At 31.2% G+C, this 24158-nt stretch carries 18 protein-coding genes; 9 read left to right on the top strand and 9 right to left on the bottom strand.

Going from position 1 to position 24158, the window contains the following annotated elements:
• The first annotated feature begins 8 nt into the window (after positions 1-8).
• From H0I27_RS03670 to H0I27_RS03650, 5 genes are all read left to right on the top strand, one after another.
• Positions 9-455, top strand: a complete 447-nt coding sequence (locus H0I27_RS03670) for a PA2169 family four-helix-bundle protein (protein ID WP_218732553.1) — start codon at positions 9-11, stop codon at positions 453-455.
• Between the two features lie 613 nt (positions 456-1068).
• The gene (gene dnaE, locus H0I27_RS03665; RefSeq protein WP_218732552.1) at positions 1069-5409 is read left to right on the top strand and encodes a DNA polymerase III subunit alpha; all 4341 of its coding nucleotides are present in this window, start codon (positions 1069-1071) and stop codon (positions 5407-5409) included.
• 1 nt (position 5410) lies between these two features.
• Positions 5411-5890 (top strand): hypothetical protein, encoded by a 480-nt coding sequence (locus H0I27_RS03660; RefSeq protein ID WP_218732551.1) that lies wholly within the window; start codon positions 5411-5413, stop codon positions 5888-5890.
• Positions 5891-5983: 93 nt separating this feature from the next.
• Positions 5984-7297 carry a D-arabinono-1,4-lactone oxidase gene (locus H0I27_RS03655; protein WP_218732550.1) on the top strand — a complete coding sequence of 438 codons (1314 nt, stop codon included), beginning with the start codon at positions 5984-5986 and terminating at the stop codon, positions 7295-7297.
• Positions 7297-7947 carry an HAD family phosphatase gene (locus H0I27_RS03650; protein ID WP_254713138.1) on the top strand — a complete coding sequence of 217 codons (651 nt, stop codon included), beginning with the start codon at positions 7297-7299 and terminating at the stop codon, positions 7945-7947. Before H0I27_RS03655 ends, H0I27_RS03650 begins: the two co-directional genes overlap by 1 nt.
• A 173-nt stretch (positions 7948-8120) precedes the next feature.
• Here H0I27_RS03650 and gldA read toward each other — a convergent pair whose 3' ends face one another.
• From gldA to H0I27_RS03625, 5 genes are all read right to left on the bottom strand, one after another.
• On the bottom strand, positions 8121-9014 hold the full coding sequence (gene gldA, locus H0I27_RS03645; protein ID WP_218732549.1) for a gliding motility-associated ABC transporter ATP-binding subunit GldA: 894 nt from the start codon (positions 9012-9014) through the stop codon (positions 8121-8123).
• A 48-nt stretch (positions 9015-9062) separates the two neighbouring features.
• Positions 9063-9833 (bottom strand): hypothetical protein, encoded by a 771-nt coding sequence (locus tag H0I27_RS03640; protein ID WP_218732548.1) that lies wholly within the window; start codon positions 9831-9833, stop codon positions 9063-9065.
• A 4-nt stretch (positions 9834-9837) separates the two neighbouring features.
• The gene (locus H0I27_RS03635; protein WP_218732547.1) at positions 9838-10977 is read right to left on the bottom strand and encodes a geranylgeranyl reductase family protein; all 1140 of its coding nucleotides are present in this window, start codon (positions 10975-10977) and stop codon (positions 9838-9840) included.
• 101 nt (positions 10978-11078) lie between these two features.
• Positions 11079-13811 carry an outer membrane beta-barrel protein gene (locus H0I27_RS03630; protein ID WP_218732546.1) on the bottom strand — a complete coding sequence of 911 codons (2733 nt, stop codon included), beginning with the start codon at positions 13809-13811 and terminating at the stop codon, positions 11079-11081.
• Positions 13812-13847: 36 nt separating this feature from the next.
• Positions 13848-14699: a GLPGLI family protein gene (locus H0I27_RS03625; RefSeq protein WP_218732545.1), complete on the bottom strand. Its 852-nt coding sequence runs from the start codon at positions 14697-14699 to the stop codon at positions 13848-13850.
• Between the two features lie 228 nt (positions 14700-14927).
• Here H0I27_RS03625 and H0I27_RS03620 point away from each other — a divergent pair, with 228 nt between their 5' ends.
• A complete protein-coding gene (locus H0I27_RS03620) occupies positions 14928-15542 on the top strand; it encodes a deoxynucleoside kinase (protein ID WP_165732055.1) in 615 nt (204 codons plus the stop codon).
• 175 nt (positions 15543-15717) lie between these two features.
• Here the strand turns inward: H0I27_RS03620 and H0I27_RS03615 are convergent, their stop codons facing one another.
• Together H0I27_RS03615 and H0I27_RS03610 are read right to left on the bottom strand one after the other, a co-directional pair.
• A complete protein-coding gene (locus H0I27_RS03615; RefSeq protein WP_218732544.1) occupies positions 15718-16551 on the bottom strand; it encodes a small-conductance mechanosensitive channel in 834 nt (277 codons plus the stop codon).
• 193 nt (positions 16552-16744) lie between these two features.
• Complete coding sequence (locus tag H0I27_RS03610; RefSeq protein ID WP_165732051.1) at positions 16745-17314, bottom strand: RNA polymerase sigma factor; 570 nt, start codon at positions 17312-17314, stop codon at positions 16745-16747.
• Positions 17315-17515: 201 nt separating this feature from the next.
• Here H0I27_RS03610 and H0I27_RS03605 point away from each other — a divergent pair, with 201 nt between their 5' ends.
• The 3 genes from H0I27_RS03605 (at position 17516) to H0I27_RS03595 (ending at position 22147) form a co-directional block, all read left to right on the top strand.
• On the top strand, positions 17516-18379 hold the full coding sequence (locus H0I27_RS03605) for an RNA polymerase sigma factor RpoD/SigA (protein ID WP_015482077.1): 864 nt from the start codon (positions 17516-17518) through the stop codon (positions 18377-18379).
• 1734 nt (positions 18380-20113) lie between these two features.
• Positions 20114-20770: a ribulose-phosphate 3-epimerase gene (rpe, locus tag H0I27_RS03600; RefSeq protein ID WP_218732543.1), complete on the top strand. Its 657-nt coding sequence runs from the start codon at positions 20114-20116 to the stop codon at positions 20768-20770.
• Entirely contained in the window at positions 20771-22147 is a 1377-nt protein-coding gene (locus H0I27_RS03595; RefSeq protein WP_218732542.1) for an exonuclease domain-containing protein, read from the top strand.
• 48 nt (positions 22148-22195) lie between these two features.
• Here the strand turns inward: H0I27_RS03595 and H0I27_RS03590 are convergent, their stop codons facing one another.
• Both H0I27_RS03590 and H0I27_RS03585 read right to left on the bottom strand, forming a co-directional pair.
• The gene (locus H0I27_RS03590; RefSeq protein WP_218732541.1) at positions 22196-23326 is read right to left on the bottom strand and encodes a PepSY domain-containing protein; all 1131 of its coding nucleotides are present in this window, start codon (positions 23324-23326) and stop codon (positions 22196-22198) included.
• Between the two features lie 225 nt (positions 23327-23551).
• Entirely contained in the window at positions 23552-23968 is a 417-nt protein-coding gene (locus H0I27_RS03585) for a CBS domain-containing protein (protein WP_025562381.1), read from the bottom strand.
• Between the last annotated feature and the right edge of the window lie 190 nt (positions 23969-24158).

Below are 24158 nucleotides of genomic sequence, written 5' to 3'. Positions count from 1 at the left end.
ATGACAACATGAAGTACACAGAAAAAATTTCGAACAAATTAAACGAATTATTAGAGAAAAATTATGATGCCGAAAAAGGATATCTAAACGCTGCAGAAAATGTAGAAAGTCCTAAACTAAAGATTTTCTTTAAAAATAGAGCCTCAGAAAGAAGTCAGTTTGCAAAAGAACTTAGAACAGAGATTCTTTTACACGGACAAATACCAGAAGATGATGGTTCTTTTAAAGGAACAATGCATCGAAATTGGATGACTCTAAAATCGCTATTTAGCTCAAATGATGAAGAGGCAATTTTAGAAGAATCTATTAGAGGTGAAAAAGCAAATTTAGAAGAGTATAAAGAAATATTACTAGATGATGTTTTTGCTCCTTCCACAAAAAAAATGCTAGAAGAACAGCAACAAAAAATTCAAGCAGCTATTAATTTGCTAATGGTGAAAGAAGAGTTAGCCTAATCAAAAAATATAAATAGGTTATAAATCTATTATTCATATTTTTATGAAACAGTTTAAAAAGCCAATCCTTAAATGGATTGGCTTTTTTGTGCTTAGACTTGTTACTTGCAAGCATTAGTAAATAAATCCATCTGCCTTCTTACTTTTTTTTACAATAGAAAATTAATCTGACAAACTTAATCTTAAAAAAAATAGTTGTAAAAATAAAACACACGCTAACATTTGTAACGAGTGAAACCAAAAACCTATTTCCCTAACAATATTGGTTACAAGCAAACTAATTCCGCGTGAAGGATAGCAGCGAAAAGCCCACAGTGAGGTACGAACGAGGACTTGCAGCGGATAGCCTGACCATTTTTAAGACAAAAAGTATATGCTACTAACTTGGTGTATTAAAAAATGGGCACGCCCAGAAAACAGACACATACTAACGTTCGTTTATAATTGGTGTAATCAAGTTCTAATTTCCGGTACGATACTCTTTACAAACGAGCACTAGCTTGAAAGAAATTTGTTGATAAACAAAATCAACTCATCCGTCATTTGTAAGAACAAATTTCTATTTTTACATGTTCTTTTAAACAGTTAAACGCTTCAACATTTACACAGATTTATGTACTTAATTTTTGATACAGAAACTACCGGTTTACCTAAAAGCTGGAATGCTCCTATTACAGATACGGACAACTGGCCTAGGTGTATTCAAATTGCATGGCAGCTCCATGATGAGATGGGAAATGTGTTAGAACACAACGATTTTCTAATACAACCAGACAACTTTAATATTCCGTACGATGCTGAAAGAATTCATGGAATTTCGACTGAATTGGCGGCAGAACAAGGTATTCCTTTAAGTGAAGGTTTGGTTTTATTTAATGAAGCGTTAGCTAAAACGAAGTTTATTGTTGGTCAGAATTTACAGTTCGACCTTAATATTATGGGATGTGAATTCCATAGATTGGGTGTAGAAAATAATTTAAACTCATTACCGATTCTCGATACTTGTACAGAGAAAACGGCAACAATGTGTCAGATTCCTGGGGGGCGTGGTGGTAAATTTAAACTACCAACTTTAACAGAATTACACAACCATTTATTTGGTGTTGGTTTTGGTGAGGCGCACAACGCAACTGCCGATGTTGAGGCTACAACTCGTTGTTTTTTAGAGTTAATTCGTTTAAGAGAATATACCAAAGAGCAGTTAGATGTAGATGATGATTATTTTAAAAATTTCTCGGAAGCGAACCCAAAACCGATTCAGGTAATTGGTTTAAAACACATCAACCTAAAAAAAGAGAGCGATATAATTCGCCAACGTTTAGAGAAATTAAAAGGTACTGCAACAACTAAATCTACATCAGATGGTTTAGCTGAGTTAGAAAACGTACAATTTTCTCATTTACACAACCATACACAATACTCTGTTTTACAATCTACCATGCAATTGGGTAATATTGTAAAAGCTGCAGCAAAAGACAATATGCCTGCAGTTGCCATGACGGATACGGCAAACATGATGGGTGCTTTCCATTTTGTAAATGCTGTTTTAAACCATAATAAATCTGCAGATACTCCAATGAAACCAATTATTGGTTGTGAGTTTAACATCTGTGAAGATCATAAAAACAAATCGCAAAAAGACAACGGTTATCAGGTTGTTTTGCTTGCTAAAAATAAAAAAGGGTATCACAATTTAGCAAAATTATCTTCTGCAGCCTTTGTAGATGGTTTTTACTATGTTCCTAGAATTGATAAAGCGCTTGTAGAACAATACAAAGAAGACATTATTGTTTTAACAGGTAACTTATATGGAGAAGTACCTAGTAAAATTCTGAATCTTGGAGAAAAACAAGCTGAAGATGCTTTAATTTGGTGGAAAGAACAATTTAACGACGATTTATATATTGAGTTGATGCGTCATGATCAGCAAGATGAAAAGATTGTAAATGAAACTTTATTAAAGTTTTCTAAAAAGCACGACGTTAAAATTATTGCCACCAACAATACGTTTTACTTAGAACAAAAAGATGCCAATGCACATGATATTTTATTATGTGTAAAAGATGGCGAAAAACAATCTACACCTATTGGTAAAGGGCGTGGTTATAGATACGGATTGCCTAATGACCAGTATTATTTTAAGTCTACGGACGAAATGAAAACGTTGTTTGCAGATATTCCTGAAGCAATTAGTAACATACAAGAAATTGTAGATAAAATTGAAATATTTACACTTGCAAGAGATGTTTTATTACCAGCCTTTAATATTGGTGATGAATTTAATGATCCGGCAGATGAAGTAGATGGAGGAAAACGTGGAGAAAATAACTTCTTAAAACATTTAACTTTTGAAGGTGCAAAAAAACGTTATGGAGAAATTACAGAACTTATTAAAGAACGGTTAGATTTCGAATTAGAGGTTATTGAAAAAACAGGATATCCTGGTTATTTCTTAATTGTAGAAGATTTTATTAGAGCAGCAAGAAGAATGGATGTTGCCGTAGGTCCTGGTAGGGGTTCTGCTGCCGGTTCTGTAGTTGCTTATTGCCTTTGGATTACAAATATAGATCCTATTAAATACGATTTACTTTTTGAGCGTTTCTTAAATCCAGAACGTGTATCGATGCCCGATATTGATATTGATTTTGATGACGAAGGTCGTGGACGTGTAATGGATTATGTAATTGATAAATATGGTGCAAACCAAGTTGCTCAGATTATTACCTACGGAACCATGGCTGCAAAATCTTCTATTAGAGATACTGCCAGAGTTTTAGATTTACCGCTTTTTGAAGCCGATAGAATTGCAAAATTAATTCCGGGTATTAAACTTAAAAATATTTTTGGTGATGATGCTAAAAGTAAAGGTAAAGTTGATGGTTTACGTGCCGAAGAAAAAGTCCTAATAGAAGAATTAAAACAAATGTCTTACGGAAACGACTTAGTTTCCGAAACAATAAACAAAGCCACTATTTTAGAAGGCTCTGTTAGAAATACCGGTATTCATGCCTGTGGTGTAATTATTACGCCTGGGGATATTACCAATTATGTTCCGGTTGCTTTGGCAAAAGATTCCGATATGTATGTTACCCAATTTGATAACTCTGTAGTAGAAGACGCAGGTTTATTAAAAATGGATTTCTTGGGATTAAAAACGCTGACTTTAATTAAAGACACCGTTAAAATTGTAAAAGCAAGACATAATATTCTATTAGACCCAGAAACGTTTCCTTTAGATGATGTAAAAACATACGAATTGTTCCAAAGAGGAGAAACCGTAGGTATTTTTCAATATGAATCTCCAGGAATGCAGAAACACATGCGTTCTTTAAAACCAACTGTTTTTGCCGATTTAATTGCCATGAATGCCTTGTACAGACCAGGTCCAATGGAATATATTCCGTCTTTTATTAATAGAAAACATGGTACTGAAGATATAGAATACGATTTACCTGCCATGGAAGAGTATTTGGCAGAAACATACGGAATTACAGTTTACCAAGAGCAAGTAATGCTTTTATCACAAAAACTGGCAGACTTTACCAAAGGTGAAGCCGATGTTTTGCGTAAGGCAATGGGTAAAAAACAAATTGCGGTACTAGACAAAATGAAACCAAAGTTTGTAGAACAAGCTGCTGCAAAAGGGCATGATCCTGTAAAATTAGAGAAAATATGGAAGGATTGGGAAGCCTTTGCAAGTTATGCCTTTAACAAATCTCACTCTACTTGTTATGCGTGGATCGCCTATCAAACTGCGTATTTAAAAGCACATTATCCTGCAGAATATATGGCTTCTGTACTTTCTAATAATATGAAAGATATTAAAGCTGTTTCTTTCTTTATGGAAGAATGTAAACGAATGGAATTGCAAGTTTTTGGTCCAGATTTAAATGAATCATTTTTAAAATTCTCTGTAAATAATGAAGGTGCTGTCCGTTTTGGAATGGCAGCCGTAAAAGGTGTTGGAGCCGGAGCAGTTAGAGCCATCATTAAAGAAAGAGAAGAAAACGGAAACTACAATTCAATTTTTGATTTATCTAAACGGGTAGATTTAAGAGCTGCCAATAAAAAATCTTTTGATAGTTTGATAAAAGCTGGTGCTTTCGATTCTTTTACAGATACTCACAGAGCACAATATTTTGCTACTGACGAAAAAGGAATGACCTTTTTAGAACGTGCCATGAAATTTGGACATAAATATCAAGAAAACGAAAACTCTGCTCAGGTTTCTATGTTTGGAGAAGCTTCTACAGTTCAGTTTCCAGAACCAGATATTCCAGAATGTGAAACTTGGGGAACTATGGAATTATTACAACAGGAAAAGGAAGTTATTGGTATATATATTTCTGCGCATCCTTTAGATGATTTTAAAAACGAAATAAAATTCTGCAACGCTTCTTTGAAATATTTTAAAGCAGATCTTGCAAAGTTTGTAAATATGAATTTAGCTTTTGCTGGTATTGTTACCGATGTACAACACCGAGTTTCTAAAGCAGGTAAAGGTTGGGCTATGTTTACCGTAGAAGATTATGGTGATAGTAATGAGTTTAGAATTTTTGGAGAAGATTACCTAAGGATGCAACACTTTTTAGTGCCTAATCAGTTCTTATTTATACGCACCACCGTGCAACCTGGATGGACCAATAAAGAAACAGGAGTTGTTGGTGAACCTAGATTAAAGTTTTTAGAAATGAAATTGTTACATGATATTATGGATGAACTCTGTAAAAAAGTAACCATTCAACTTCCTTTAAGTGAAATTAAAGAAGATTCTATTTTAAATTTAGAATCCATCTTAAAAAAGACACCGGGTAAACAAAATTTAAATTTCACTATTTGGGATGAGAAAGAAAAATTAGAAATTAGTTTACCTAGTAGAAATACGAAGGTTCACATAACCAATGAGTTGTTAGCCAATTTAGACCAACAACAAATTACCTATAAATTAAACTAAAATGAATTCTATAACCCTTGCAAGAGTTATTCATGTACTGGCGGTTGTTTTATGGATTGGAGGAGTAGCAATGGTTACAACTGTAATAATTCCTGCTGTAAAAAAAATGAAGTCTAAAAAAGACAAACTAACTACTTTTGAAAATATTGAAGGTAGATTTGCAATACAAGCAAAAATTACAACTTTAATTACTGCAATTTCTGGTTTTTATATGATGTATGAATTAAATGCCTGGGAACGTTATTTAGATTATCGTTTTTGGTGGATTCATGCAATGACAATTGTTTGGATCATTTTTACACTAGTTTTATATATTTTAGAACCCTTGGTTTTACACAAACTTTTCAAAAAATATGCAAATGAAAACCCTGAAAAAACCTTTAACATACTTCACAAAGCACATTGGATATTATTAATTATTAGTTTAATTACAATTCTAGGAGCAGTTGCAGGAAGTCATGGATTGTTTTTTATTACATAAACTTTTAATTCATTCTTAATGATTGAATAAAACAAAAATAAGCATGATAAAAACATATTAATGCTTACTTTTGTTTAATATTTTACAAAATAGATGAAACAAAATAAAAACGGAGTTTGGACAAGTTGGAACGAGAATCTAACCTACAATTACGAATCTCTTTATAAAATTACTTCAGAAGAAGAGTTGCAAGAAGTTGTCAAAAATTCAGAAAAAATTCGTGTTTTTGGTAATAAACAATCTTCTGCTGATATTGCTTCTGGAGCCGCAACCTTAATTGACATTAGAACTTATAACAAAATTATTTCTTCTAATGATGCTGAACTTACAATTACAGTGCAATCTGGTGTAATTTTAGGAGATTTACTAGAAGCTGTAGAAGCAAAAGGTTGGTGTATTCCTTGCTTGCCAGATATTAATACCATTACAATTGGTGGCGCTTTAGCAACAGGAACTCATGGTACAAGTGGTAAACTTCTTTCTGAGTACATGACCAAGTGTAGTATTGTTCTTGCAGATGGTTCTATTAAAATTATTACAGACAAAGATGATTTAATTGATGCTATAAGAGTTTCTTTGGGTGTTTTTGGTGTGTTTTCTGAAATTACTTTTAAGTGCGAACCTATTTACACTTTACACGTAAAAGAAGGTCCGGAAGATGATAGTGTTTGGTTGCCTAAAATTAATGAACGTTTAAAAAAACATGATTTTCTAAGAATCTTATGGCTTCCCCATACTGATAAAGGATATGTTATTACAGGTGATAAAATAGACCCAAATACAGAAATCACAGAAGATTTAGGTCCTAAATATTTAAAACATAGAAGAACAGCATCTAAAATATTGTATAAATATTCACACGTTTTTCCTTGGATTACAGCCGTTGCAAACAAACTTTTATATAGAGGTTTTTTTAGCTCTACAAAAGAACACAAAGGCTCGCTATACCAAGCTACCGTTACAAAATCTAGAGGATCTACTTTAGAATTAGCAGAATGGACCATTGGTTTAGATGTTTTTCCTACAGTTTTTGAAGAATTAAAAACAGAAATAAATAAATGGAGCAACAAATCGTTTATTCATATTCCTATGGATGTTCGTTTTGTGTACAAAGACAAATCTTGGTTAAGCTATGCTTACGAAAAAGACACTGTTACTATGGGGTGTGTTTCTAGAAATGCAGCAACTGCAGATACCTATGAAGCTTTTAAAAGTATTGAAAAAATATTTTTAAAACACGGAGGAAAACCACATTGGGCAAAACGTTTTTCCGCTAAAGATGCAGAACTTTCTAAAGTGTATACAAAATGGGAAGATTTTAAACTTTTAAGAAGAGAATTAGATCCAACTAACAAATTTTTAAATCCGTATTTAACGGAAATATTCAACGAAAAAACAAATAACTAATGATATTACCTAAAGGATTTTTATTTGATTTTGATGGCGTAATTGTAGATAGTTTTGAAAGCCATTATTCTGCATGGACTTCCTCTTTTAAAGAGTTATTTGATAAAGATATTACTCCGTTTCCTAAAACTCATGCAGGGAAATCCCCAATGATTATTGCTGAATATTTCTGCTCTGTTATTGGTGAGGAAAAACGTACCAAAGAATTATTCCTTTTAAAGGACGAACATATAAAAACACACTTTAAAGTACCTAAGTTATTACCTGGAGTTAGAGAGTTTACAAGCCTTTTGTCCGAAGAAAAAATACCTTACGGAATTGCAAGTAACGCCACAAAACTGTTTTTAAAAAACAGCATCCATCATTTAAACCTAAACTTTACTACCGTTTTTGGGGTACAAGATTATGTAAAACCAAAACCTGCACCAGAAGCCTATATTTTATTGGCAGAAACGCTAGGCTTTAAAGATATTGATTTTAAAGATATTTGGGTTTTTGAAGATAGTTTAACAGGAACAAAAGCGGCTAAAGCAGCAGGAATGGTTGCTATTGGAATTACAACGCAATATTCTGAAGAAGAGTTAAAAGAAGCTGGAAGTGTTTTAGTTTTTCCAACTTTATTGGAAGCTTATGAGTATTTGACTAAATAATATTTCGAATTAAGTAACTTTCACAACAAGTAACAAGTTTGAAGGTTTTACGTACAGTTTATCATTTCGATTAGAGAGATAAATATCATAAAACACAAAGTTTTGTGTTCTCAATGTTATGCGACTTCTCATAACTTCGAAGTGACAAACTTTATAATTTATCGCTTAAAAACTTAAGCGGTAACCTCTCTAAAAAGCGTTTCTAAATTCTTATTTTGGGTATTTAAGCTAAGAATCTTTAAACCGTTTTCTTGTGCAAAATCAAAAATAACAGGTCGCATATCTTCTTCACTTTCAAAAGTGATAAACCAAGTATTGTCGTAATTATTTTTATAAGAAACCACGTTTGGTAATCTGTTTATGAATTGCTCTTCTATCTTATAATCAAACGTAACTTCTATTACTTGCTGATTATTCTCTTTGAGCTCTGCTAGTTTTTTATCGATTAAAAGTTCTCCTTTTTTAATGATGATTACACGATCGCAAACCGCTTCTACTTCTTGCATAATATGGGTAGAAAAAAGTACCGTTTTATCTTTTCCTAATTCTTTAATCAATGCTCTAATTTCTACCAGTTGATTCGGATCTAAACCAGTTGTTGGCTCATCTAAAATTAAGACTTTTGGGTTGTGTAAAATTGCTGCCGCCAAACCAACTCTTTGCTGATATCCTTTAGATAATTGATGTATTTTTTTATGTGCTTCTGCAGTTAAACCAACTTTTTCAATGCAAATTTCTATTTGGCTTTTATCAACCTTAAAAATAGTTGCTTGAAACTGTAAGTATTCACGCACATACATATCAGTATACAAAGGATTGTGCTCTGGCAAATACCCAATAGATTTTTGTGCATCTAATGGATTTTGTAACACATCAATTTCATCAACAAAAACTTCGCCTTCATTCGGTTTTATAAAACCTGTTAAGATTTTCATCATTGTAGATTTCCCTGCACCATTTGGCCCTAGAAAGCCAATTATTTGGCCTTTATCCGCAGAAAAAGAAACATTATTTAATGCTTTTTGAGTTTTATAAACTTTTGAAACCGATGTTACTTTTATAGACATTTAGTAAGAAAATTAGTGATCATTTAAATTAACGATATAAAAATACTTTTAGTTTGTGGCTTTAGAAAGGTTTAATCTAATTTTTCTAATATTCTTCATTCTTAACCAAGCAGCTTTATGTCGTTTTTTATAAAACCATAAAGTTCCTAAATCTAGTAAAAAGTAAAAAAAACTAATTCCTGTTGGTGGATTATGACTTGGTAAAAAATCAAAGATTCCCCAAGCCGTAGTTGGCCACCACCAACATTCGTATGTTGTACCCACTATTTCTAAAAAAGCAACGGCTAAATACATGGTCAGATAAAAAAGCCTTTCTCGGGGTTTCTTTATCAAAATCAAAAGCGTTCCTGCAGTCATTACAAAACCAAAAACATCGTTCCTAAAAATAAGAAATAAGGTAGCATATAGTATAATGATGACTGTTAGTATTTTCTCTAATTTTTGATGATTATTTTTAGTAAAAGCTGTTTTCATAAAAAACAAAACCCCTGCATATACTAAGGCATGTCCCATAGGGATGTAATGAGGTACATTTTCTAATCTATACGTATACATACCCATTGCTACAGAAAACAAATATTCTCCAAAAAAGCCTAATAAAACAGCATAAAACAGCTGCTCTCTAATTCTTGATGAAACTTTAAAACAGGTTACCGTAAAAACAATTACCATAACTATGTTTGCAATCCATTGACACTCTCCATAATTTTCGGTTACATAAACACTGTCTATAAAAAGACCAATAAGTATGTAGAAAAAAAGGATGCCTAATGTTTTTATAAAGGCAGGAAAAAAGGTTTTACTTGTTGATACGCTCATACCGTTATGAAAAAATAGCTTTTTTGAGTTTTCTTTTTATCGTTTTCATAATATCTGTTGGGTAGGTACTTTCTCCCATCATAATCTGAATCATCTTTTCACAGATTCTTTCTCCATATTTTTTAATCAAAAGATTTCTCATTGTTTCGTTTTCATAAAACAACTTAGACAATTTAAAAGCAGATCTTAGTGCAGGTAAAAGGTGTTCTTCTAACTTTTCGTTGTATAATTTTTCTGCTAATTCGCCATTCAATTTACTTTCAATAATTGATTCTGCAGCCATATTACCTGAAAGAATAGCATTTGTAATTCCTTCTGCAGATAACGGATCTGCAAAACCTGCAGCATCACCTACCAAAAAAACATTCTTTCTTACAAAACCATCTTTTCTTAAAGAAACTGGTACTTGAAAACCATGCATTTCCTCACTAATAATTTCCGTAACTTTTAATGTATTCTCTAAATAATCTCTGTAACACTTTTTAAAGTCTACTTTTACTTTTCGTAAAGCTCCAACACCAATAGATAAGTGATTTTTCTTTGGAAAACACCAACCATATCCCATAGGAATTGCATCAAAATCTAAACGAACGGTTTTTGATAATCTTTTAAAATCTTCATCATTTACCTCAACCTCATATTCTAATGCAGGTATTAATAAACGTGTTTCTTCCCATCCTGCAAATTTAGCAGTCTTACCTAACGCTCCATCAGCAGCAATTACAAACTTGGTTTTTATCTCTCCTTTAGAAGTATGTAAAGTGATATCTTCCTTAAAAGTAATATCTGTAAGTTTATGATCTTCAAGTAAAGTAACACCTAATTCTTGTGCTTTTTTAACAATAAAATTATCGAAATCTGCACGCATCACCATAGTAATGATGGGCTCATCTTTTTGAATAGAAAACTTTTTATCAATTTTATCAAAAAAGACATCAATATGAAAACATTCTTTTTCTACAACTTCAGTAATATCAAAAGGCATTATTTTTCTTCCGGCCAAACCAAAAGCACCTCCACAAGTTTTATACCTTGGTAAAGTTTCTTTTTCTATTATAACGGTTGATATTCCTTTTTCTGCTAATTTAAAAGCTGCAGAAGCCCCTGCTGGCCCCGAACCTATTATAGCTACGTCAAAAATCATAGAATGTTATTTTTTACAAATATATTGTTTCTTATTTTAAATTTATAGCATAAAAAAAGACTCAATAAATTGAGCCTTTTTTATTTAAAATTCTACTTAAATTACAATTGATATTTTACTCTAAGACTAATAAATCTTGGTAAAACAAAGGTTTCATTTATTGTAAAAGCGATATTACTTGTATTTACAGAAGCTCTAGAACCAGAAGCTAAAAGATTACTTCCTACTAACTCATACTCCCATTTTGCATCTTTATCTTTTCTGTAGGAAAAAGAAGCATCTAAACTCTGAAAAGTATTTGCAACCACTCCATCTTGTTTTACTTCATTATAAGAAAAATCTGAACGAATCGTTAACGATTTCCAAACATAAGCGTCAAAACTAATAGAAGGTGCATTAGTAACTCCTTTTATAATTGCATCTCTAGAACTGTTATCTTGGTCAGACAAACTTAATCGATATCCTAAAGATACATTTGGTGCTTTGTTAAAGTTGGTACTTACACTTGCAGAGTAACTTTGAGAAAATAATTTATTAGTATTAAACTCATCATTTAAAGACTGAAATGTTTTACTGTAACCATAATTAGCTCCTAAAGATGTTTTAATCTTGTTAAAAGTTTTACCTAATCTTGCAGAACCCGTAAAGCTCTCATTATCGAAAGGTGAATTTAATGATGTACTCCTTGAAACAACAGAACCTGGTTCAAAAATTGTATTTGAGTTAATTTGATCTATTGTTTTCTTATAATTAAGCCTAGCAAATACGTTTGTGTAATTAAATAAATTAAAGCTAGAATAATTTAAGTTCACATTATGTAAATGTGCATTGTCTAACTCGTGATTACCATAATAAAAAGAATTATAGCTATTGGCAACAATACCTCTTGCAAGTTGATTAACATCTGTAAAATTAACTTCTTGTTTATAAGAAAATTGCAAAGACTCACTTTGTTTAAACTGTGCTATTATTGACAATTCTGGAAAGAATTTTTGAAATTGATCTTCAAAAATATCTGTTTCGTATTGTGTATTTTTAACATTATAAGCGTGTACTGTAAAACCCGGAGTAAAGGTAAAAATACCTGCTTTTAAACGATATCTTAACCCTGCATAAATATCAGAAAAACCATATTCTGTATCATTTGTAAATGATCTAGCATCATCTTCCGGAATAGTTCCTGTTGGAGTAAACTCGCTTCCATCATCTAAAATTTGAAAAAACTTAGAATCAAAATTTTGCTTACTTTGTATGGTACCAACTACAAAGTTTAAATTACTCTTATCATTTAAAATATTATAGTAATCTAACTTTACATCTAATTGATTCGATTTTACACGTCTGTCTTGTTCTAAAGTATACATTAAATTACTTGAACCTGTTTCTTCATTTAAACCTAACTTATCTGCTTCATCAACAAAGTTATCTTTATCTAAAGAAGCCACATAAAAAGGATCTTCATCTTGTAGTAAATGCTTTGCTTCTAATGCAAAGATATTTTTTTCGTTTGCTGTGTAAAAATAACTAAAGTTCTGGTTAATTGTATAAGGTGTTGCTTTTTCATCTTCTGTAATATCACCTAAAACATTAGACTCAACATCATCTTTTCTAAATTCGTTTGTAAAACGACCAATTAAATCATAATTAAATTGCTTTCTTGCATTTTGCTTATATCCAGCGCTCAATTTAATCAACCCTGTATTACTTGTTTGATCTGTTCTGCTCTCTGTATATTCATCTGGAGTCTCAGCATCTATATAATCTGTATCTACATTATTTTGTTGTCCGTTGCTATTACTAGAAAATATTAAGAATCCGCTTAAATCTAGTTTTGTAGTTGGAGAATAACTAAAATTCATAGCCGTTAATTTTGTTTCAATTCTATTCGCATTTCTAGCATTTGCAGTTAGAAAACCAATACCAGCACTTGCTAAACTTAAATTTGTTCCGTTAGACGGACTTTGGCTCCTAAAACCACCACTAAAACTTCTAATATCTCCTCTATCTAAAACAACTTCTCCCATATTATTAACATCACCAATAACATTAATAGTATATTTTGGCGAGTAATAAAATAATTTTGGTTGTAATAAATACAAAGTTTCATCTGGTGCATTTCCTACTCCAGCAGTTATATCTCCAAACCAGAAATTCTTTTTTCCTTCTTTAAGTTTAATGTTTATAGCAACTCTATCTTCATTATTTTGTACCCCACTAAGCTGACTTACATCTGCGTAATTTCTTAAAACCTCTATTTTATCTAAGGCATTAGAAGGAATATTTTTGGTAGCTAGCTTTGTATCTCCATCAAAGAAATCCTTACCATCAATCATTATTTTTTCTACCGTTTTCCCTTCAACTTCAATTTCTCCATCATCATTAATTTCTACACCAGGTAATTTTTTTAGTACATCTTCTAGTTTTCTTTCGGTACCATTTTGAAAAGAATCTGCATTGTAAACAATCGTATCTCCTTTTACCGTAACAGGCATTTTAGAAACAATATTTATTCCATCTAAAGCATTGTCAAAAGCCAACATTACATTGGTAACAATAGCATCGGACTTTGTTTCTATTGTATAGTCTGCAGACTTCATACCTACATAACTTATCTTTAATAAAACAGTGGTATTTTTTTCTACGTTTAATTTATAAAAACCTTTTTCATCTGTAAAACCGTAGGATGCTATTTTATTAGTTACCTTATCTATAGCCAAAACATTTGCCATCTCTAAAGGCTCACCAATACTATCTTTAACAACACCTGTTAGTTTTACTTGGGCGTTTGTAAAAAGTGTAACCATAAAAATGGCTAAGAATATTATTTTTTTCATTACTTAAAATTGAGTTCTAATTATTTTAGTTTTTTTTTAAGAACGTCCGCCCCCACGATTACCACCTCTACCTCTATTTTGAAAGTTTTGTCTTAACTCTTCCATCTTTTTAGTTACAGTTTCTGTGTATTTTTCTCTAGTTATTTTTTTTCCTTTTGATGGTGCTTCAATAGCTTCTTTTTCTGAAGGATTCAAAACAATCTCTGTACATAAAATAGTAGTTGTTCCTTCATTTATTTCTAAGATCAAACCAGGTAAACCCCAGTATTCTCCAGGACCATTACTAACTGGCACTTGTGGCGTATACCATGCAGTTACCAATACTTGTTTTACTTCTTTTGCTTCTTCTTTTTTTTCTGTTTCCTCTCCTCCTCTTGGTCTTCTAAAATTAGAAAAATCTAAAGGATTTGCATCTTTAAGTAATGTTGCTTTATAACAAAGATAATTACCAATCTGCTTGGTTTCTGCCCCTAATTCCCATTGAGGTTGCTCCATTTCATCAGAAACTAAAAACTTTTTTCCAAAAAATTCTGTAGCTTCTAATGACACTTTATCTTTGGTGTTTTTATACTTAGTTCCTCCGCTAGAAAAACCTCCAAACCTTGGTCCTCTTCCACTTCCACCTGTTGTTGGTGCTGCCAATTTTTCATCTTCTTTATATAGAGATGAACTTTTATCAAAGTTTAAAATAAATGTTTTTTCTAATTGAGATTTCATTCTTTCTTGAATCTGTTTTTTTCTTGCTTCAGAAAGCTGTTCTCCGCCTCGAGCAAAATTGTCTAAGTCTACCGAAGTTTTAGACATATAGGTAGCTTTCCCTTGAAAATCTTGTTGCCCAAAAGTAATAATTGATACAAGTGTAAAAATGAATGTAAATAATGATTTCATGTGTTTGAGTTTAATGATCTATAAAATAAATAGAATTACATTTATTAAGACTCAAAAGAAACCTGAAAGTTTAATTGAAAAATTTAAAATAGCTTTATTTCTTAAAGTTTGATGATTTTTTAAATGATAAGCACTATAAATTTTAGTTATAAATTAACCTGTTCGCCTTTTCTGTTTATTATTTTACCTATTTTTGCGACTCTGTTTAATCTTATTAGAATTTAATTTATGCACGTTGCAATTGCAGGAAATATAGGCGCAGGTAAAACCACGCTAACCAAATTATTAGCCAAACATTACAAATGGAAACCTCATTTTGAGTCTGTTGATGAAAATCCGTATTTAGACGATTTTTATACAGAAATGGAGCGTTGGTCTTTTAATTTACAAGTTTATTTTTTAAATAGTCGTTTTCGTCAGATTTTAGAATTAAGAGAATCTGGTGAAAATATCATTCAGGATAGAACTATTTATGAAGACGCACATATTTTTGCACCTAATTTACATGCAATGGGTCTAATGACTAATAGAGACTATAATAATTATAGTTCTTTGTTTGAGTTGATGGAAAATTTGGTTACACCTCCAGATTTATTAATTTATTTACGTGCAGACATTTCTACTTTAGTAGGACAAATTCATAAACGTGGTAGAGATTATGAAAACACTATTAGTATCGATTATTTAAGTAGGTTAAACGAGCGTTATGAAGCTTGGATATCTACCTATACAAAAGGGAAATTACTAATAATTGATGTAGATAACTTAGATTTTGTAGACAACCAAGAAGACTTAGGCTATATAATAGACAGAATAGACGCTCAAATAAATGGGCTTTTTTAGAACAAGATATTAAATTTCCTTTTTACGGAAATTACAATTCGAGAACCTACAAGGCAAAGTCTTGTGAGATTTTTATAAAAGTAAAAGAGACCGTGAAAACGGTCTCTTTCTTTTTGTGATATTTCACAAATTTGGTAGTTTGTCCCCCAACATCCTACCAATTATTTAAAAGTAATCAATTAAATATTTCTATTTGATTATCTACTATTTCTTTTATTGGAATAATTACTTTTCCTTTTTCAGTAATTAACACCACACAAATATTATCTATCATACCAACAACACCTTCTATGCCATTAACACTTACTTTATCTCCTTCTTGTATGTTTTTTCTGGTATAATAACCAAATAACAATCTTTTTATTACATCTCTAGAACCTAATCCAAAAGCAATGGTAAAGGAAGCTAAAATTGCTCCGAGAATTATAGATAAGTTACTTGTTATTAAATCTGTATTAACTCCCGCTTGGTTTAACGCAGTAACAGTAACTATTATTGCTAATAAATAAAAAGCAATATTACCTACTAAATTACCTCCTGTTAATTCTAAAGACTTAAACATCGCAAACAACGTTTTCTTTAGTATGTTTGCAATATAAATACCTATTGCAAAAATAACTAAGGCACTAATTAACCTCGGTAAATACCCAATTAAATTACTTAATTGTTCAGAAACCATTCTTAAGCCTAAAAGCTCTGCTCCTACAATTATAAAAACTAAAATTAAAACCCATTTAATAGCAGTAATAATTATTTTAGTTGGTTGAATTTTTAAAGATGATTCTCCAAAAATTTCATCTACATGAAGTTTTTCTGGTAAGCTATCTAATTTGGTAAAACCCAATGCTTTTTTTATAATGTAAAGCAATAACTTTATTAAAAGCCATCCAATTATTAAAAACATAATTCCTTTTAATAACTGCGGCAAAAAGTCCGTAAAGTTATCCCAAAGTTTTTGTAGAAAACTAAAATCTATATTAGCATTTATTGCTAGTATTTTGTTGGTCATTATTTTCAATTTTTTCGATTAGCCTTACTATCATTACTCAAAAAATCGCCAATTGTATTTGGATATTTCACTAAAAATAAATCAGCAATATCTAAAGTAAATTTAATCATCCCAATATCGCTTAGTACTTTTTCTTTGAGAACCTTAGGCACACTATGGTGGTGTATAATTTTCTTAAAAGGATTGCTCATAACTATAACTCTTCATACGTTCTTACAACTTTTTGTTTCGCTCTTTTAATTCTCATCTTAACAGCGCTTTCACCAATGTTTAAAAAATCTTTAATTTCTTTAATTGACATATCATCTTGATATTTCATTAAAAGAATCATCTTTTCTGTTGGATCAATTAAAGACAATGCTTTTGCTAATTTTTCTGATTTTAACTCAAATAAAGTTAAATCATCAATTTCTTGCGAAAGATCATCGTCTTGTATATTATCTGTAACAACCGTAACTTTTTCTTTCTTCTTAAAATCATTCCTTTGTACATAATTTACACAGAAATTATACGTAAAAGAATATAACCAAGTAGAAAACTTAGAGTTACCTTTAAAGGTTTTTAATTTTACAAATAACCTGATAAAAACATCATGTGTTAAATCTTCTGCTTCTTCCTTATTTTTAGAAAAACCATAACATTTGTTATAAACAACTTTAGAAAATCGATCATACAAAACAGCAAACAATTGTGTGTTGTTTGTTGCTACTATTTTAAAGATTAATTCCTCGTCGCTTAAAGCTTTAACGTCTATTGTTTTCAATTCAGTTATTATTTTGACACAAAGAAATCAAAGAAGTCACTATTAAATAAAAAAAAAAGTTAACAGGTAATTTTATGTCGTTGAATGGTAAAAAACATACTTTAAAAAAAATAATGAAACTTTTTGTAACATTTTCTTAAATACCAACGTATAATAGATTGTAGCAATACATTAATCCTTTAAAAAGTCATAGAGAATTAGATGAGACAACTTAAAATTACCAAGCAGGTTACTAATAGAGAAACCGCATCGTTAGATAAATATTTACAAGAAATAGGAAAAGTAGACTTAATTACTGCAGATGAAGAAGTAGAATTGGCACAGCTTATTAAGGCAGGAGACCAAAGAGCTTTAGAGAAATTAACGAAAGCCAATTTAAGATTTGTGGTATCTGTTGCAAAACAATATCAAAATCAAGGATTAACTTTACCCGATTTAATTAACGAAGGAAACTTAGGTTTAATTAAAGCTGCTAAACGTTTCGATGAAACGCGTGGTTTTAAATTTATATCGTATGCCGTTTGGTGGATTCGTCAATCTATCTTACAAGCATTAGCAGAGCAATCTAGAATTGTACGTTTACCGTTAAATAAAATTGGTTCTATCAATAAAATTAACAAAATGTATGCTTTCTTAGAGCAAGAAAATGAAAGACCTCCAAGTCCGGAAGAAATTGCTAAGAAACTAGACATGACAGTGAATGACGTTAAAGAATCTATGAAAAATTCTGGACGTCACGTATCTATGGATGCACCATTAATTGAAGGTGAAGATTCTAACTTATACGACGTTTTAAACTCTGGTGAGTCTCCAAACCCAGATAGAGTTTTATTACACGAATCTTTAAGAATAGAAATTAACAGAGCCTTAGAAACATTAACTCCACGTGAGGCAGATGTTGTAAAATTATACTTCGGTTTAGGTGAGCACCAACCAATGACTTTAGAAGAAATTGGTGAAACTTTCGATTTAACTCGTGAGCGTGTTCGTCAAATTAAAGAAAAAGCAATTAGAAGATTAAAACACACTTCTAGATCTAAAATTTTAATGACTTACTTAGGTTAATCATTAATTTTTATAAAACTTAAAAACTCTCGAATTTATTTTCGAGAGTTTTTTTTTATACACCTCACTGCAAGACACAACCTTGTCATTTCCACAAAGGAGGAATCACATAAAGCTATATTTTTTTTGAAGCTATTTCCCGCTTTCCGTTATATCTTTTTTCTTCTGTTCTCAATACAAATTTTTCATACTTCAAAATTCACTCGAACTGACAGAAAAAAGGATGCCACTTCAATCGGGGCTAAACTTGTTTAAAACTATTATCATAAATAAACATCTAACTTCATACTACTAACCTACTTTTATTTTTTTTTCTAGAAATTCAAATTGTAAGGAACGGCAAGCATCCAAAGAACGCAGTGGTCTGGATGCGATAGTGGAATACCCAATGCTGGTGCGAGCGCCTCGCTCGTACCTCTTAAATCAGTTATAAAAGGCAACAATTGGCGGCAGTGCACTAGCAGCACTCTCGCCCTAGCGGATAATCACTTTAATTAGACATTTTACATTTTCGGGAACTTCTACCAAACTTAAAAAATTAACCACATAGACACATAGAAAGCATAGTATTTGCAATGCAGGTAAGAGCGTCTCACTCGTACCGTTTAAATTAGTTGTAAAAGATAAAATAATATGATCGGTGGTTTTGGCACGAGCGAGACGCTCGCGCTAGCGGATATTTTATTACTCCGATTAACACCTACAAATCATCTATTAAAAAAATATATAACTTCATGTTATCGACCTACTTTTATTTTTTTTTCTAGAAATTACAAATTGTAAGGAACGGCAAGCATCCAAAGAACGTAGTGGTCTAGAGGCCCAATGCTGGTGAGAGCGTCTCACTCGTAACTCATAAATCAGTTATAAAAGGCAACAATTGGTGGCAGTGCACTAGCGGCACGCTCCCCCTAGCGGATAAACACTTTAATTAGACATTTTACATTTTCGGGAACTTCTACCGAACTTAAAAAATTAACCACATAGACACATAGAAAGCATAGTATTTGCAATGCAGGTAAGAGCGTCTCACTCGTACCGTTTAAATTAGTTGTAAAAGATAAAATAATATGATCGGTGGTTTTGGCACGAGCGAGACGCTCGCGCTAGCGGATATTTTATTACTCCGATTAACACCTACAAATCATCTATTAAAAAAACATATAACTTCATGTTATCGACCTACTTTTATTTTTTTTTGTAGAAATTCAAATTGCAAGAAATGGCAAGCATCCAAAGATTACCCAATGCTGGTGCGAGCGTCTCGCTCGTACCGTTTAAGTTGTAAAAGATAAAATAATATGATCGGTGGTTTTGGCACGAGCGAGACGCTCGCGCTAGCGGATATTTATTACTCCGATTAACACCTACAAATCATCTATTAAAAAAACATATAACTTCATGTTATCGACCTACTTTTATTTTTTTTTATAGAAATTCAAATTGTAAGGAACGGCAAGCATCCAAAGAACGCAGTGGTCTGGATGCGATAGTGGAATACAAAGTAGAATTCTATAAAATTAAAAATCAGTCTAGATTTTTGTTGAAGTTTGTGCTGAACTTCATTCAGTATTCATCAATGGAAAAGAAACAGAGATAAAACAAACATACAGATTATGCAGCCCTCTAACTAACACCTGCAAATCACCTATTAAAAAATTACTTTCTTATTCTTTCATCAACTAATCAATTAAGTACCTTTGCAAAATAAAATCACAACACAACAACAAAACAATGAGTAATTTAATTGCACCTTCAATTTTAGCAGCAGATTTTGCTAACTTACAAAGAGACGTAGAAATGGTAAACAATAGTGAAGCAGATTGGTTTCATATTGATATTATGGACGGCGTTTTTGTACCAAACATTTCTTTTGGAATGCCAGTTTTAAAAGCAATTGCAAAACACGCTACCAAAACAATAGATGTACATTTAATGATTGTAAATCCAGATCAGTACATACAAACATTTGCAGATTTAGGTGCAGACATTTTAACTGTACATTACGAAGCTTGTACACATTTACACAGAACGGTACAAGCTATAAAAGCTGCAGGAATGAAAGCCGGAGTTGCTTTAAATCCGCACACACCAATTGCCGTTTTAGAAGACATTATAGAAGATTTAGATGTAGTTTGTATAATGAGTGTAAATCCTGGTTTTGGCGGACAATCATTTATAGAAAACACGTATAAAAAAGTAAGTCAATTAAAACACTTAATCGATTTTACAGAATCTGAATGTCAAATAGAAATAGACGGAGGCGTTACTTCTTATAACGCAAATGCATTAATAGAAGCTGGAGCAAATGTTTTAGTAGCTGGTAGTTTTGTTTTTGGTTCTGAAAACCCAACACAAACTATTGCCGACTTAAAAAAGACAATCGAATAATTGTTATACACAGTCGTTGACATAGAAACAACAGGAAATGGATACAAAGGTTCTAAAATAACTGAAATATCCATTTTTGTTTTTGACGGTAAAAAAGTCATAGACGAGTTTACTTCTTTGGTAAACCCAGAGCAAAATATTCCCGCATTTATTACCAATCTAACAGGTATTACAAATGCTATGGTTAGAAATGCACCTAAGTTTTACGAAATTGCAAAAAAAGTTACAGAAATTACGCAAGACACTATTTTTGTGGCTCATAATGTCAACTTCGATTATAATATTATTCAGGAGGAATTCAAAAATTTAGGCTTTGATTTTAAACGAAAAAAACTCTGTACCGTTCGGTTAACTAGAAAAATAATGCCTGGTTTAAGTTCTTACAGTTTAGGGAATATTTGTACTCATGAAAACATTCCTATAATTGGCAGACACCGCGCAAAAGGAGATGCGGAAGCTACTACCGAATTGTTTAGAAGATTGATAGAAAGAGACGATAATTTTACCATCAATTCTTTTTTAAATCCAAAATCTAGACAAGCAACCTTACCTCCGCTTTTAAACAAAAAAGTTGTCGATAATTTACCCGAAACTTTTGGCGTTTATTACTTTAAAAACATAGAGAAAGAAATTATTTATGTTGGTAAAGCAAATAATATAAAGCAACGTGTGATCAGTCATTTTTATGATAAAAAGAAAAAAGAGCAAACCATGTGTATGGAAACTGCCGACATTTCTTTTACAAAAACAGGAAGTGAATTATTAGCACTGTTGCATGAATCTGCAGAAATAAAACACCGATACCCAAAATTTAACAGAGCACAAAGAAGAGCTGGTGAAGCTATTGGTTTATTTTCTTATGAAGACCAAAAAGGAATCATCCATTTAGCCTATAATCGGTTAAAATTGACTCCAAACCCTATAATGAAATATTATACTGTTGCAGAATGTAGAAATCATTTAGAAACACTTTGCAAAGAATTTGAATTGTGCCCTAAATATTGTCACTTACAAACCAATGTTGCCAGTTGTTTTCATTATCAACTAAAAGAATGTAAAGGTGTTTGTTGTAACAAAGAATCGGTAGAAGATTATAATAAACGTGTAAAAGAAGCAATTAAATCGGTAGGTATTGGCGCAGAAAACTTAGTCATAAAAGAAACAGGTAGAACGGAAAACGAAGTAGGTTTTGCTTTAATTTTAGACGGAATTTATAAAGGTTTTGGTTATGTAGATACCCATCAGGCTGAACAATTAGAAAACCCAGAAGACTACCAGTTTTTTGTAGAACCTAAAAAAGATAATAGAGATATTCAGCGTATTATTGCTGCTTATTTAAAAAAACAAAATACTGATAATAATGAAACAACTTTATAGGTTCCATTCATATTAACAGTATTCCTTTCAATTTTAAAAGACAAGTTATTACTTAACCTTTTTAGTTTTCTTTAATTTATTGATCCAAATAATAGTTCCCGTAACGGGTAAACTTGTAGCAATTAAACACACTAAAAAATAAATTATTTTAGAAAACAATCCATAAATATCTCCGGTATGAATCGGTTTTATTAAAGATGCAAATTGTACGTTTAAAGGTTTGTCTTTAAAATAATCTACTGCTAAAACTTCTCCTGAAGACGCAACATACAATCTATCTGATGTTACTGGAGAAAAGTTAGCTTCATTGGTTTTTCTAAAGCTATAGTAGTTACTCTTTTTACTAGGAAAAGTTACAGATAACTCTCCTTTATAATCAAGAGCTCTATTAGCTATTAAAATTGCTTCATCAACAGAAATCACTTTATTTCCGGGGTTCTTTTCCAAATCAAATTTTGGGCTAGAACGGTTAAAAATTTTAGCACCTATTAAATTTCCTAAACCGTCTTTATAACCTTCAAAAGACCAACACAAACCTGTAATTCCCATAATTATAAGAAAAACACATGCGTAAAAACCCAATGTATTATGTAAATCGTGATTGATGCGTTTCCAATTTGCTTTAGTTTTAATCTTAAAACCTTGTTTTATATTTCGCCATTTTAATTTTTTTGGAAACCATAAATAAATACCAGAAATAGAGATTATTAAAAAGATAATAGTAGCAATTCCCACAATTGGCCTTCCTATTTTTATATCTAATAATAACCATCTGTGTAATTTAAACATCGACATTAAAAAAGCATCTGCACTTGTTTTTTGTACCGTTTTTATTTCACTAGAAAAAGGATTGACTAACACTTTAGAACCACGACGCTCTTTTAAGTCTTTTTTTACATTAAAAACATACGGTTCTTCTTCATCTGCTGCAATAGTTACTCCTGTTATAAACCCCATTTCAGCAACTTTTAAGTTTGTTACCAAAGTACTTACCAATTCTTTATTTTCCGTTTTTTCAACGATAAAATCATCAGCAAAAAAATCTTTTATCTCATGCTCAAAGGTTAAAATTGTTCCGCTTAAACACACTAAAAATAAAATAATTCCACTAGCCAAACCCAACCATAAATGAATATCGTTTATTAGCTTTCTAAAAGAATAAGAAGTTGTTTTTTTCATCAGTAAAAATTATGGAGCAAAATGAGTTCTTTTTAAGAAAAACGCAAATATAAAACTCAAACTGACATCTTCAAAATTTATTTAGATTAAATATGAATAATTAACAATATAACCTCTTTTTTTTTATGAAAAACCTTAAAAACAACACATACTTATTAGTTTTATAACAAAAAAAGAGGCCTTATAAAAGCCTCTTTCTTACTAACTAACCAATATAAAAAACCACTATAATTTTGCTACCAAATATTTTACTAAATCTCTAGTAGTTACAATACCTACTAGTTCAGAATCTTCAACTACTGGTAAAGCATGAAATCCTTTTGTTGTTAACAATTCTGCTGCATCCTTTATAGATGTATATGGCGGAATTGCAGTAATACTTTTGTCCATAACTTGTGCTATAGAAAAATTGTTATTTATATAACTATCTACAGATGTTTGGTCTTCATTTAAAACAGCAGAACTTACTGTTTGAATATCATAATAACTTAACATCCCTATAATTTCTTTATCACGAACTACCGGAATATGTTTTATTTTGTGTTCTATAAATAACTTTTCTGCAGTAACTAAATCATCAGTAACACATAAGGTAACTAAATTTGTTGCCATTATTGTAGATATAGGCTCATCTCTTCTCATAATTTAATCTTTTAATTATACCCACAAATTTCTGAATAAAACCAAGTTTAAAAGATGATTTTTATCAGTTTTGAAAAAAAATAAGAAAACTTTAAAGATTTCACCTAAAGTTAAGAAATCATTATATATTAAAAGAAGTTAAAAAAAACGACAAAGGGGCACCTAATCTTGTATTACTTAATTCCATAAA

The sequence above is a fragment of the Polaribacter sp. HaHaR_3_91 genome (assembly GCF_019278525.1).
Classification (GTDB): Bacteria; Bacteroidota; Bacteroidia; order Flavobacteriales; family Flavobacteriaceae; genus Polaribacter.
The sequence above is the reverse complement of the archived record's forward strand: the minus strand, read 5'-3'. Positions and strand labels throughout refer to the sequence as shown.

Bases quoted from the DNA above. Each gene is read 5' to 3' on its own strand.
- H0I27_RS03640 (WP_218732548.1), bottom strand. From the start codon at position 9,833: ATGAGCGTATCAACAAGTAAAACCTTTTTTCCTGCCTTTATAAAAACA.
- H0I27_RS03650 (WP_254713138.1), top strand. From the start codon at position 7,297: ATGATATTACCTAAAGGATTTTTATTTGATTTTGATGGCGTAATTGTA.
- H0I27_RS03630 (WP_218732546.1), bottom strand. From the start codon at position 13,811: ATGAAAAAAATAATATTCTTAGCCATTTTTATGGTTACACTTTTTACA.
- H0I27_RS03625 (WP_218732545.1), bottom strand. From the start codon at position 14,699: ATGAAATCATTATTTACATTCATTTTTACACTTGTATCAATTATTACT.
- H0I27_RS03660 (WP_218732551.1), top strand. From the start codon at position 5,411: ATGAATTCTATAACCCTTGCAAGAGTTATTCATGTACTGGCGGTTGTT.
- H0I27_RS03615 (WP_218732544.1), bottom strand. From the start codon at position 16,551: ATGACCAACAAAATACTAGCAATAAATGCTAATATAGATTTTAGTTTT.
- rpe (WP_218732543.1), top strand. From the start codon at position 20,114: ATGAGTAATTTAATTGCACCTTCAATTTTAGCAGCAGATTTTGCTAAC.
- H0I27_RS03585 (WP_025562381.1), bottom strand. From the start codon at position 23,968: ATGAGAAGAGATGAGCCTATATCTACAATAATGGCAACAAATTTAGTT.
- H0I27_RS03590 (WP_218732541.1), bottom strand. From the start codon at position 23,326: ATGAAAAAAACAACTTCTTATTCTTTTAGAAAGCTAATAAACGATATT.
- gldA (WP_218732549.1), bottom strand. From the start codon at position 9,014: ATGTCTATAAAAGTAACATCGGTTTCAAAAGTTTATAAAACTCAAAAA.
- H0I27_RS03655 (WP_218732550.1), top strand. From the start codon at position 5,984: ATGAAACAAAATAAAAACGGAGTTTGGACAAGTTGGAACGAGAATCTA.
- dnaE (WP_218732552.1), top strand. From the start codon at position 1,069: ATGTACTTAATTTTTGATACAGAAACTACCGGTTTACCTAAAAGCTGG.
- H0I27_RS03605 (WP_015482077.1), top strand. From the start codon at position 17,516: ATGAGACAACTTAAAATTACCAAGCAGGTTACTAATAGAGAAACCGCA.
- H0I27_RS03670 (WP_218732553.1), top strand. From the start codon at position 9: ATGAAGTACACAGAAAAAATTTCGAACAAATTAAACGAATTATTAGAG.
- H0I27_RS03620 (WP_165732055.1), top strand. From the start codon at position 14,928: ATGCACGTTGCAATTGCAGGAAATATAGGCGCAGGTAAAACCACGCTA.
- H0I27_RS03635 (WP_218732547.1), bottom strand. From the start codon at position 10,977: ATGATTTTTGACGTAGCTATAATAGGTTCGGGGCCAGCAGGGGCTTCT.